The organism is Intestinibacter sp. (assembly GCF_022780145.1).
In the GTDB taxonomy this organism is placed as follows: domain Bacteria; phylum Bacillota; class Clostridia; order Peptostreptococcales; family Peptostreptococcaceae; genus Intestinibacter.
Genome location: NZ_JALEXO010000053.1, coordinates 1 through 11,317, shown reverse-complemented (window position 1 = coordinate 11,317; position 11,317 = coordinate 1). Strand labels below are relative to the sequence as shown.

10 protein-coding genes and 1 other RNA gene are annotated in these 11,317 nt (G+C 34.3%); 8 read left to right on the top strand and 3 right to left on the bottom strand.

Annotation, left to right across the window (positions count from 1 at the left end; translation table 11 throughout):
* The 3 genes from MR593_RS01980 to secG form a co-directional block, all read left to right on the top strand.
* Positions 1-1,113 (top strand): MATE family efflux transporter (locus tag MR593_RS01980; RefSeq protein WP_290686430.1); only part of this gene is annotated, 1,113 nt, incomplete at its 5' end.
* Positions 1,114-1,137: 24 nt separating this feature from the next.
* Positions 1,138-2,265 carry a glycerate kinase family protein gene (locus tag MR593_RS01975; RefSeq protein WP_290686428.1) on the top strand — a complete coding sequence of 376 codons (1,128 nt, stop codon included), beginning with the start codon at positions 1,138-1,140 and terminating at the stop codon, positions 2,263-2,265.
* A gap of 96 nt (positions 2,266-2,361) precedes the next feature.
* Positions 2,362-2,601 carry a preprotein translocase subunit SecG gene (gene secG / locus MR593_RS01970; RefSeq protein ID WP_290686426.1) on the top strand — a complete coding sequence of 80 codons (240 nt, stop codon included), beginning with the start codon at positions 2,362-2,364 and terminating at the stop codon, positions 2,599-2,601.
* A gap of 103 nt (positions 2,602-2,704) precedes the next feature.
* Here secG and MR593_RS01965 read toward each other — a convergent pair whose 3' ends face one another.
* Positions 2,705-3,643 carry an AEC family transporter gene (locus MR593_RS01965; protein WP_290686424.1) on the bottom strand — a complete coding sequence of 313 codons (939 nt, stop codon included), beginning with the start codon at positions 3,641-3,643 and terminating at the stop codon, positions 2,705-2,707.
* A gap of 81 nt (positions 3,644-3,724) precedes the next feature.
* Positions 3,725-5,392, bottom strand: a complete 1,668-nt coding sequence (gene ilvD, locus MR593_RS01960) for a dihydroxy-acid dehydratase (RefSeq protein ID WP_290686422.1) — start codon at positions 5,390-5,392, stop codon at positions 3,725-3,727.
* Positions 5,393-5,652: 260 nt separating this feature from the next.
* Here ilvD and MR593_RS01955 point away from each other — a divergent pair, with 260 nt between their 5' ends.
* From MR593_RS01955 to ssrA, 5 genes are all read left to right on the top strand, one after another.
* Complete coding sequence (locus MR593_RS01955) at positions 5,653-6,345, top strand: FadR/GntR family transcriptional regulator (protein WP_290686420.1); 693 nt, start codon at positions 5,653-5,655, stop codon at positions 6,343-6,345.
* A gap of 188 nt (positions 6,346-6,533) precedes the next feature.
* On the top strand, positions 6,534-8,675 hold the full coding sequence (gene rnr, locus MR593_RS01950) for a ribonuclease R (RefSeq protein ID WP_290686418.1): 2,142 nt from the start codon (positions 6,534-6,536) through the stop codon (positions 8,673-8,675).
* A gap of 144 nt (positions 8,676-8,819) precedes the next feature.
* Complete coding sequence (locus MR593_RS01945) at positions 8,820-9,743, top strand: alpha/beta hydrolase (RefSeq protein WP_290686416.1); 924 nt, start codon at positions 8,820-8,822, stop codon at positions 9,741-9,743.
* 258 nt (positions 9,744-10,001) lie between these two features.
* The gene (gene smpB, locus MR593_RS01940) at positions 10,002-10,460 is read left to right on the top strand and encodes an SsrA-binding protein SmpB (RefSeq protein WP_290686414.1); all 459 of its coding nucleotides are present in this window, start codon (positions 10,002-10,004) and stop codon (positions 10,458-10,460) included.
* 131 nt (positions 10,461-10,591) lie between these two features.
* Positions 10,592-10,946: a transfer-messenger RNA gene (ssrA, locus tag MR593_RS01935) on the top strand.
* A gap of 114 nt (positions 10,947-11,060) precedes the next feature.
* Here the strand turns inward: ssrA and MR593_RS01930 are convergent.
* Positions 11,061-11,317, bottom strand: a 257-nt coding sequence (locus MR593_RS01930; RefSeq protein WP_290686412.1) for a hypothetical protein, incomplete at its 5' end; no start/stop codon positions are given.

Here is an 11,317-nt window from a genome sequence, read left to right as displayed (position 1 = left end):
TATTTAGGTCAGAAAAATGAGAAGAAGTCATGTGAGGCGGCTGATCAGTTGATACTGTTTATAACTGTCAGCTCGATTGTCGTGATGGCTGTTTGCTATGGGCTGAAGTATTTTATTCTTCATAAGGTTTTTGGGCATCTTGAACCTGATGTTATGAGTAATGCTAATACATATTTGATGATAGTTTTCTCATCAATTCCGTTTATAGGTATTTATAATGGTGCGGCGGCTTTGTTTAGAGCTATGGGAAATTCTAAGATAACTATGAAAATATCTATATTTATGAATACAGTGAATTTTGTTGGAAATGCTCTTTTGATATATGGATTGAAGATAGGTATAGCGGGGGCTGCGATTCCGACGACTTTATCTAGGGTTTTAGCGGCTGTAATAGCAGTTTATCTCATTAGAAACAGCGAATTACAAATTCATTTGTCAGATAAAATATGCACTCGTTTTAATAAAGATATGATTAAAAGGATTTTATACATAGGTATTCCAAATAGCCTTGAAAACGGGATGTTCCAATTTGGGAAGCTGATTGTTTTAAATTTAGTGGCTAGCTTTGGGACTGCTTCAATCGCTGCAAATGCTGTAGGTAATGCTATTGGTATTTTTCAGGTAGCGCCTGGAATGGCTATAGTACAGGCAAATTTGGCGGTTATATCGCAATGTGTTGGTGCAAATGATGAATATCAAACTAGATACTACACTAAGAAAATGACTTTAATAGCATATGCGAGCATAATAGTTACAAGTGTGATTATACTTTTATCTATGGGAAAAATATTAGAACTGTACAATTTGTCAGATCAGACTGCTGCTATGGCTAGACAGATTTTGGTGTTTACTTGTATTTGGGGTATAATTACTTGGCCGTTTTCATTTTTGATACCTAGCACATTGAGAGCATCTAATGATGTTAAGTTCTGTATGTATGTTGCTGTACTTTCAATGTGGATATTTAGAGTTGGATTTAGCTATGTTATAGGTAAATATATGGGACTTGGTTTGTTCGGAGTATGGATAGCTATGGTTATAGATTGGATTGTTAGAGGAATTTTCTTTGAATCGAGATATTTGAGTGGAAAATGGAAGTTGTACTGGTATTAGTTCGATATTAAGGAGGACAGTTATATGAAGGTTGTAATAGCAATAGATTCGCTTAAAGGAAGCTTGAGTTCTGTAGATGCAGGAAATGCTATAAAGGAAGGTGTGCTCGAAGTTTGTCCAGATGCAGAGGTGGTTGTCAAGCCCCTTGCAGATGGAGGAGAGGGCACTATAGAGGCCTTAGTACAAGGTATGAAGGGAATTGAATACAAAATAGAAGTCCACGGTCCATTAGGTAAAAAGGTTACAGCGTCATATGGAATAATAGAAGAAGGCGAAAAAACTGCGATAATAGAAATGGCTCAGGCAGCAGGGATTACATTAGTTTCTAAACAAGAGAGAAACCCTTTATACACAACTACATACGGAGTTGGAGAAATAATAAAGGATGCTATCCACAGGGGATGCAGAAAATTTATCGTAGGAATTGGTGGAAGTGCTACAAATGACGCTGGTGTAGGTATGATGCAGGCTTTGGGGTATAAATTTTATGATGTTGATGGAAATTTGCTGGGACTTGGAGGTCAAATTTTAGATAAAATCCACAGAATTGATCAAACAGAAGCATTAAAGGAGCTTTCAGAGTGTAGTTTCAAGGTGGCATGTGATGTGGATAACCTATTATATGGAAAAAATGGAGCGAGCTATATTTACGGTCCACAAAAAGGAGCTACAGAAGAAATTGTAAAAATTTTAGACAATGGGCTTATAAATTTAAGCAAGGTTGTAAATAATACATATGAAAACACTCCAGGAGCAGGGGCTGCTGGCGGACTAGGATATGGATTTATGACTTTTTTAGGTGGAAAATTAGAATCAGGCATAGATATAATTTTGAAGGAGATTAACTTAGAAGAGGACATAAAGGATGCCGATGTAGTCGTTACAGGAGAAGGGAGACTAGATGCTCAGACTATAATGGGGAAGGCTCCTATAGGTGTCGCTAAGTTAGCTAAGAAGTATTCTAAGAAGGTCATAGCTTTAGGTGGATCTCTGACAAATGATGCTTATAAGGTGAATGAACACGGTATAGACGCTGTATTTTCTATAGTAAATGAGCCGATGACATTGGAAAAGGCTATGGAGTCTGAGGTTGCCAAGTTTAACTTGAAGATGACGGCTAAGCAGATTTTTAATTTGATGAGCAAATTATAAGAATGATTTAGATATTTGAGCTGATTTCTTGTAATAAAAGTCATATTATGATAAACTAAAGGTTGAATAAATTCAAGGAAATAATAGGAGGTACGCATGCTTAATAATATTTTAATGGGTGTACAAGTAGTACTATCAGTACTTTTACTATTAGTTATAATGCCTCAAGAAGGAAAAGGAAACTTCTCTTCTGATTTCAGTGGAGCAGGAGAAGATGTTGAAACACAAGCATATTTTAAACCAAAAGGAAAACAAGCATTCCTTTTAAAATCAACTAAAATATTCTCAGTATTATTTTTCCTTAATGCATTAGCATTAGTAGTAATAAACAAATAATAAATTAGATGACTGGCCATCATTTAATAAAAATTTAAAGATTGAATTTAGTTTTTAAAATAAAAAAAGTCTTCTAGGACAAAATCCTGGAAGACTTTTTGCTTTAAATAAGTGCCATACTCTTCAATATATAAATCCAGAAGAACATAGTGATTATGCAGAAGAACGATGTAAATACGATAATTTGTGCTGCCAAATCGCTATCTCCGTCCATTTGCTTAGCCATTTGGAAGGTAGAAACACCTGTAGGAGCTCCGTATATAATTGTCAAAGTAAGTAATGCAATTCCTCTGAATCCCAAGAAAACACTAAGTGGAACCATAATTGCGGGAACTAAGATTAGTTTGACTATGACGATAATTATTGTTTCATTTAGGTATTTCTTGACATCAGAGAATGAGAATGATGCACCTAATAATATTAACCCTAAAGGAGTCGCCATCTTTGAGATATCTTTAACTGTTGATAGCACAGAAGTCGGAAGTTGAATTCCTATAAGAAGGAAAATTATCCCTATTACAGCAGCTACTATAAGTGGGTTAGTTATTACTCCTTTGGCTATTTTTTTTACGTTTATTTGTGAATCTCTAAATATTTCAAGTGATATAACTGCTAGTACGTTGAACAAAGGAACTATTGTCGCAATAAGCATAGCAGTAGTACCCACATTTCCTTCACCGTAGATTGAAGTCGCAACTGGTATACCAAATATTACGAAATTACTACGGAATACGCCTTGAATTAAGACTCCACGTTTTGGGTTTTCTTTTTCTAAACGAGGAACGATTAATAATAGTAAAAAGAATAAAATAAGCACTCCCGATGCAGCATATAGGATTAATTTAAGATCAAGAGCCTCTCCTAAATCAGTTGTATAAACATTGTAGAATAATAGTACGGGTAAAAATACCTTGAAAACAACCTTGTTCATAATATCTAAGGTGTGTTGGTCGTACATTTTTATGTATTTCAGAAAATATCCTAGAACCATCATGAAAAATAACGGAGCTACGACATTAAATGATAAAATTAAATTTTCCATAAAGTCCTCCGATTGTATGTTATTTTAAATTAATAAGGCTAAGTCAAAGACCTAGCCTTAATTGTATATAAAAATTTAAAATTATTTATTTATTTTTAATACAGCACCTTTGTCAGCTGATGTAACCATAGAAGCATATCTTGCTAAGTAACCAGTAGTTACTTTTGGTTCTCTTGGAGTCCAAGCAGCTTTTCTTCTTGCTAATTCTTCATCAGAAACGTCAAGGTTTAGAGTATTTTCCTTGATGTTTATTTTGATTATATCTCCTTCTTCAACTAGAGCTATAGGTCCGCCTACTGCTGCTTCTGGAGAAACGTGTCCGATTGAAGCTCCTCTAGATGCTCCTGAGAAACGACCGTCAGTTATAAGAGCAACACTTGATCCAAGTCCCATACCAGCTATTGCAGAAGTTGGATTTAACATTTCTCTCATACCAGGTCCACCCTTAGGTCCTTCGTATCTGATAACTACAACGTCGCCAGCAACTATTTTGCCGCCTTTGATAGCTGCTATAGCATCTTCTTCACAGTCGAATACTCTAGCAGGTCCTTCGTGAACTAGCATTTCAGGAACTACTGCAGATTGTTTAACTATACCAGAATCTGGAGCTAAGTTACCTTTAAGAACTGCTATACCACCAGTTTCTGAATATGGATTGTCTATTGGTCTTATTGTTTCAGGATCTTTATTTACAGCATTAGCTATATTTTCGCCGACAGTTTTTCCTGTAGCAGTTATTATATCTAGGTTAAGTAAGTTTTTCTTAGTTAATTCCTTCATAACTGCGTAAACTCCACCAGCTTGGTTTAAGTCTTCCATATAAGTGTATCCAGCAGGAGCTAAATGGCAAAGGTTAGGAGTTCTTGAACTTATTTCATTAGCTATGTCTACATTTAGTTCAACGCCAGCTTCCTTTGCTATAGCTGGTAGATGTAGCATTGTATTAGTTGAACAGCCTAGAGCCATATCTACTGTTAATGCATTTTGGAAGGCTTTTTCAGTCATTATATCTCTTGGTTTTATGTCTTTTTCTACTAATTCCATTATTTTCATACCTGCATGTTTAGCAAGTTTTATTCTTTCTGAATATACAGCTGGAATAGTTCCGTTTCCTCCAAGTCCCATTCCTATAGCTTCAGTTAGGCAGTTCATACTGTTTGCAGTGTACATTCCTGAACATGAACCACAAGTTGGGCAGACTTTGTTTTCGAATTCTAATAAATCAGCTTCGTCCATAGTTCCTGCAGCGTAAGAACCTACTGCTTCAAACATACTAGATAAGCTTCTCTTTTCTCCTTTGACACGACCTGCAAGCATTGGCCCACCACTTACAAATATTGTAGGAATATTAACTCTAGCAGCTGCCATTAAAAGTCCTGGAACGTTCTTGTCACAGTTAGGAACCATAACTAATCCGTCGAATTGATGAGCTATAGCCATACATTCAGTAGAGTCAGCTATTAAGTCTCTAGTAACTAATGAGTATTTCATACCTATATGTCCCATAGCTATACCATCGCAAACTGCTATAGCTGGGAATACTACTGGAGTACCACCTGCCATTGCTACTCCTAATTTAACTGCTTCTACTATTTTGTCTAGGTTCATGTGACCTGGAACTATTTCGTTGTAAGAGCTTACTATACCTATTAAAGGTTTTTTCATTTCTTCTTCTGTGTGTCCTAAAGCATTAAATAATGAACGATGAGGTGCTTGTTGCATCCCTTTTCTTACTGCATCACTTTTCATTTCTATTATCCCCCTATAATCGAAAAATATTCATTCAATGTTAAAATTTTTTTATTCAAATTTATATAACTTATAATGAAGGTTTTTTATTTTAAAAACTCTTGATATTATCAATATTATGATGTATTATTTCTTTATAAATTATATAACATCATACTAATACATTTAACATATGATGTCAATAAAAAATAAATAAAAATTGGAAAACAATGAATAAATTTAAAAATAAAGACAATAATATAGCTAAGGAGTTAAAAATAATGGATTACAACAGATCGCAATCTCTGTCAGAACAGGCTGCTGACGAGATTTTAGATATGATAACAGTTAAGAAAAAATTTAAAGTAGGTGATAAATTACCAAATGAAAATGAACTATCAGCACTCTTAAATGTAAGCAGAACGACGTTGAGAGAAGCTATAAAGATGTTAGTTTTACAGGATATAGTTGAAATAAAAAGAGGAAAGGGCACTTTTGTAAAAAGCGATGAGGTCGATAATTTCACTTTAGGCAATTTAAAAGGAAGTAATTCTGATTTGGCAGATTTACTAGAAATGAGGTTGATAATAGAGCCGATGGCAGCGTATTATGCTACGAAGAGAGCCAGCGACAACGAAATAGAAAAAATACTAAATTACGGAGAAATAATAGAAAAAAAAATACAAAACGATGAGGACCGCACAGAAGCAGAGCAGCTATTTCACAACGCCATAGCTAAGGCGAGCAGAAATTCCTTTATGAAGGAATTAGTTCCTATTATAAGTAAGGCAATAAACGAAAGCGTCATATTATCTAAACAGTACGAAAAGGCGACAGAGCTTACTTTGAAGGACCACAAGATGATCATGGATTTTATGAAGGACAGAAACGCAGAGGGAGCTAAGACTGCCATGAGTCTTCATATTATACATACTATAGATAGCTTTGGATTAAAGGATATACTTGATAAGTAGGAATTAGGCTGTAGTAATTTATTAAATATAGAGTTTTTCCTGCATATAAAATATAATAAAGTAAATAATAAAAGAATATTAAAAATAAAGGAAAAATATATCTTTAAAGGCGAATAAAGTATATAATATATTTATTTGAATGTGAAAGATAGATAAATATTTTAAATATGATAAAGGGAGGCTCTTTTATGACACCAGAAATAAGAGAAAAGTTACTAGGTCTAATAAACGACAAAGCATACCATCCTCTAAAAAAAGAAGAATTGGCATTGATATTTGACATTCACTCTTGTGAAAAGCCGATGTTTGACAATTTTTTAGAAGAATTACAAAACGATGGATATATAGTCATAACAAAAAAAGGAAGAGTTATGGCACCAAGTGCTATGGGATATTTTGTAGGAAAGTTTGTATCTCATAGAAGAGGGTTTGGATTTGTCGAATCAGATGAAGAATTTGTACAAGATTTATTCATAAATCCAGAAGATATAAATGGAGCTTTGAATGGCGATAGAGTTATGGCCGAAATAACAAAACCTGCGACAGAAGGAAGAAGAGCAGAAGGAGCTATAGTAAAGGTAATAAAAAGAGAAACCGATACTATAATAGGTCTTTTCCAATCTAACAAGAACTTTGGATTTGTCGTTCCAGACGATAAGAAATTCAATCAAGACATTTACATTCCAAATAAGCTTTTCTCTGGAGCAAAGGACAATGATAAGGTAGTCTGTAAGATAACTATGTGGCCTATAGAAGGCAGAAAACCAGAAGGTAAAATAATCGAAGTAATTGGTCAAAAAGGAGAACGTGGAGTAGAGATAGATTCTATAATAAGAGCTCACGGACTTCCTGAGGAATTCCCACAAAAGGTAATAGATGAAGCTGAACGTGTGAGTATTCCAATACCAGAAGAGGAAATAGCTAGAAGACTTGATTTGAGAGATTTAAGGACTTTTACAATAGATGGCGACGATGCGAAGGACTTAGACGATGCCGTATCAATAGAAGTGTTGCCAAGTGGAAATTACAAATTAGGAGTACATATTGCAGATGTATCTCACTACGTAAGAGAACACTCTAAGCTAGACAAAGAGGCGCTAAAGAGGGCGACATCAGTTTATCTAGTGGATAAAGTAATACCAATGCTTCCAAAGCAGTTATCAAATGGAGTTTGCAGTTTAAATCCTTTTGAAGATAAATTAACTCTATCAGTATTTATGGAAATAAATGCAGATGGAAAGGTTATAAAATACGATATAGCAGAATCTGTGATAAATTCAAAGGCTAGAATGACTTACACAGAGGTCTCTGATATATTAGAAAAGGACGACGAAAAGCTAAAAAATACTTTTGCTAGCTTAGTAGACGACTTCAAGCATGCAGAAGAACTAGCTAAGATTCTTATGAAAAGAAGAGCTAGAAGAGGCTCAATCGATTTTGATTTCCCTGAATCAAAGATAATATTAAATTCAGAAGGAAAAGTAGTAGATATCAAGTCATACGAGAGAAGAATATCTAATAGAATGATAGAAGAATTCATGCTTGTAACTAATGAAACAGTGGCTGAACATTTCTTCTGGCTAGCTGTACCATTTGTCTATAGAATACATGAGATACCTGCAGCAGAGAAGATGGAAACTTTGAATAAATTCATAGCGACTTTTGGATATTCGTTCAAAGGTGATTTAGACGAAATACATCCTAAGGAAATACAAAGAGTGTTAGGATTAATAAAAGGAAAGCCAGAGGAACAAGCAATCAGCACAATCATGCTTAGAAGTATGAGACAGGCTAGATATGCCCCTCAATGCGTAGGACATTTTGGTTTAGCGGCACAATATTACTGCCACTTTACATCGCCGATAAGAAGATATCCAGATTTACAAATACACAGAATAATAAAAGAACAGTTAAACGGAAAGCTAACAGAAAAGAGAAGTGAACAGCTTGCAAATATAGTAGAGTACGCATCTAACCAGTCTTCAGAGAGAGAAAGAGAAGCTGATTTAGCTGAGAGAGATGTACACGATTACTATAAAGCAGTTTACATGGAGGATAGAGTCGGTGAAGAATACGACGGAATAGTTTCTAGTGTGACTTCATTTGGAATGTTTGTAGAGCTTGAAAATACTGTAGAAGGTTTAGTCAGAATGGTAGATATGAATGATGATTTCTACAATTATAATGAAGATACGTATTCATTAATTGGAGAGAGAACTAAGAAGGTATTTAGAATAGGTGACCAAGTTAGAATCAAGGTCAGCAAGGTGAATGTAGACTTTAGAGAAATAGACTTCGAGCTTGTAAATCAAAAAGATTCTCAAGAATAGGTAAATATATTAAAAATAGTTGATAAAAATTTCTGAAAGGGATATTATAAAAATGTAATTGTTAATATTTACATTTATAATATTCCTTTATTTTTTGATTTATTTTTAGGTAAATATATAGATGCATTGAATGGAGGAATGAGAATGGTAGATCCGATAGAATATAGTTATGAAGACTTTCCAGAATCTACAACAGTTACAAAGGGGATGAATGTAATCGAATTTGACGATGATGTTACATCAGTAGTATGTAAAAGATATGTAAATTATGTAGAAAGAGATGGAAAAAGTCTAAAATTACAATTTCTAATGCCTTACTATACTGTAGAGCATATGGAAAAACTGCCATGTGTAGTATTCGTACAAGGTTCAGGTTGGATAAAACAGAAATTATATTTAAACATAGGCAACCTATCAAAAATTGCAGATAAGGGGTACATAGTTGCAATTGTTCAATACAGATCAGCAGAGGACGCGCCTTTCCCAGCACAAGTGCAAGATATCAAAACGGCTATCAGGTTTTTAAGAAAACACGCATCAGAGTATAAAATTGATAAGGACAATATATTTTTATGGGGAGACTCATCAGGAGCACATGTAGCTTTGATAACGGGAATAACTAGCGGTGTAACAGAACTAGATACCGATGACTACAGTGAATACTCAGACAAAGTAAATGGAATAGTTGACTTCTACGCACCGACAGATATAACAAGAATGAATGAGGCTCCGACTACGGCTGACTATACGGTTGCAGATAGCCCAGTTGGAATATTAATAGGAAAATTGGACGTTATAAAGCATGCGGATAAGGCCCAAAAGGCAAATGTCCTAAATTACATAACAAAAGGTAGAGATATACCTCCAATAATAATTTTCCACGGCAGCAAGGACAGAATAGTTCCGTTTGAACAAAGTGCTATGCTTCATGAAAAATTATTGGCAGAAGGAAAGGAAAGTAGTATTTATAAAGTTATGGGACAAGACCACTGTGGACCTGGATTTTGGCAAGACGAGGTTATAAATTTGATCGATGAATTTTTTGAAAAACATATGAAAAGAATTTAGGAATATTGCAAATAGTGGATATTTACAATTAAATAATAGGTATATATTTTTGGATGAATTATGTATGAAATTTTCTTAGAATGGATAGTTCATCCTTTTGTTTTGTAAAAAATTATTTTATAAGTTTGCACGGCTTGACGAAATTAATAATGTATGGTAAATTATAGTTCAGTTTAAAAATAATGAATTGATATTTACACGTTTAATCGTTATATATGATATAATAATTTATAAGAAATAGAGAAGAAGGTGAGATGTATGGCAGGAACTAAAAATTTAGCAACAAACAAAAAGGCAAGACATGAGTATTTTATAGAAGAAACATATGAATGTGGAATAGAACTAAAGGGTACAGAGGTTAAATCACTTAGAATGGGCAGAGTCAATCTAAAGGACGGATTTGCATCTGTGGATAATTCCGAAGTTTTCTTAAAACAAGTTCATATAAGCCCATACGAACAAGGAAACAGCTTCTACAAGCTAGACCCTATGAGACCAAGAAAGCTTCTTCTTCACAAATCAGAAATAAGAAAGCTAATAGGAGCTACAACTATCAAGGGGTACTCACTAATCCCACTTAGCATGTACCTAAAAAACGGCAAGGTCAAAGTCGAACTAGCTCTAGCAAAAGGTAAAAAGCTTTACGACAAACGTCAAGACATGGCGAAAAAAGACGCCCAAAGACGTATTGAAAGAGAAATGACTGGAAGATATTAATTCTTCCAGATGTAAAATATAACATTGATTTTTTAGTAAAAAAGTATTATATTATTAATACAGAACATAAAACAATTGAATACAGATGGTAGATAGGCGTTTGCAAAAGTCTCAAGACTTAAAACATCCATGGGGGTGTAAAGGTTTCGACGTGGGTTTGGAACTTGAGGCTGCGTGTCGTGTTACTCCTCTAGATCACGTAAAACCTGGGGAATTAAAATAAACGCAAACGAAGATTACGCTTTAGCAGCTTAATTTTGGCTGCTTGTCCCTCTTAGCCCTCCTGCCGGTTAAGACTGGACATCATCTATGCAGGGAACTGCTTCTTGGTTGTCTCGACTTGAAGTAGAATAATTGGGGCTGGCCGATGATGTAGTTTGCCACTGGACGACATCGGAGGCGAGATTTTAAATCAGATGGCTACACACGTAGATGCAGCGAGGAATGGGCTTGCGGACAGGGGTTCGACTCCCCTCATCTCCACCAGTTAAATCCTCAAAAACGAGGATAAAAAAACTACTAAGTTTATGACTTAGTAGTTTTTTTATTTAAAGTTATAAACTTATTTTCATTTTTATAATAAGCACAAATTATTTTACATTACTTTAATAATTTATCTCTCATAACAGAATCTGTAACTTTATATGAGTTTTGTACATTTACAGATTTAAGTCCTTTTTCATAAGGAGCAATTGAACTTTTGTATTTTGATAAAGTAACTTTTTTATCATTTATATAATATTTGTATTCAAAGTATCCATTAGAATTGTATTCTTCAACTGACCTAGAAGACATTATTGTTGAAAGTTTAGATCCATCCCATTTGTAATAAGTATTAAAACAATTTCCTTGACCAA

Coding starts and splice junctions, on each gene's coding strand:
- MR593_RS01975 (WP_290686428.1), top strand. CDS start 1,138: ATGAAGGTTGTAATAGCAATAGATTCGCTTAAAGGAAGCTTGAGTTCT.
- secG (WP_290686426.1), top strand. CDS start 2,362: ATGCTTAATAATATTTTAATGGGTGTACAAGTAGTACTATCAGTACTT.
- MR593_RS01965 (WP_290686424.1), bottom strand. CDS start 3,643: ATGGAAAATTTAATTTTATCATTTAATGTCGTAGCTCCGTTATTTTTC.
- ilvD (WP_290686422.1), bottom strand. CDS start 5,392: ATGAAAAGTGATGCAGTAAGAAAAGGGATGCAACAAGCACCTCATCGT.
- MR593_RS01955 (WP_290686420.1), top strand. CDS start 5,653: ATGGATTACAACAGATCGCAATCTCTGTCAGAACAGGCTGCTGACGAG.
- rnr (WP_290686418.1), top strand. CDS start 6,534: ATGACACCAGAAATAAGAGAAAAGTTACTAGGTCTAATAAACGACAAA.
- MR593_RS01945 (WP_290686416.1), top strand. CDS start 8,820: ATGGTAGATCCGATAGAATATAGTTATGAAGACTTTCCAGAATCTACA.
- smpB (WP_290686414.1), top strand. CDS start 10,002: ATGGCAGGAACTAAAAATTTAGCAACAAACAAAAAGGCAAGACATGAG.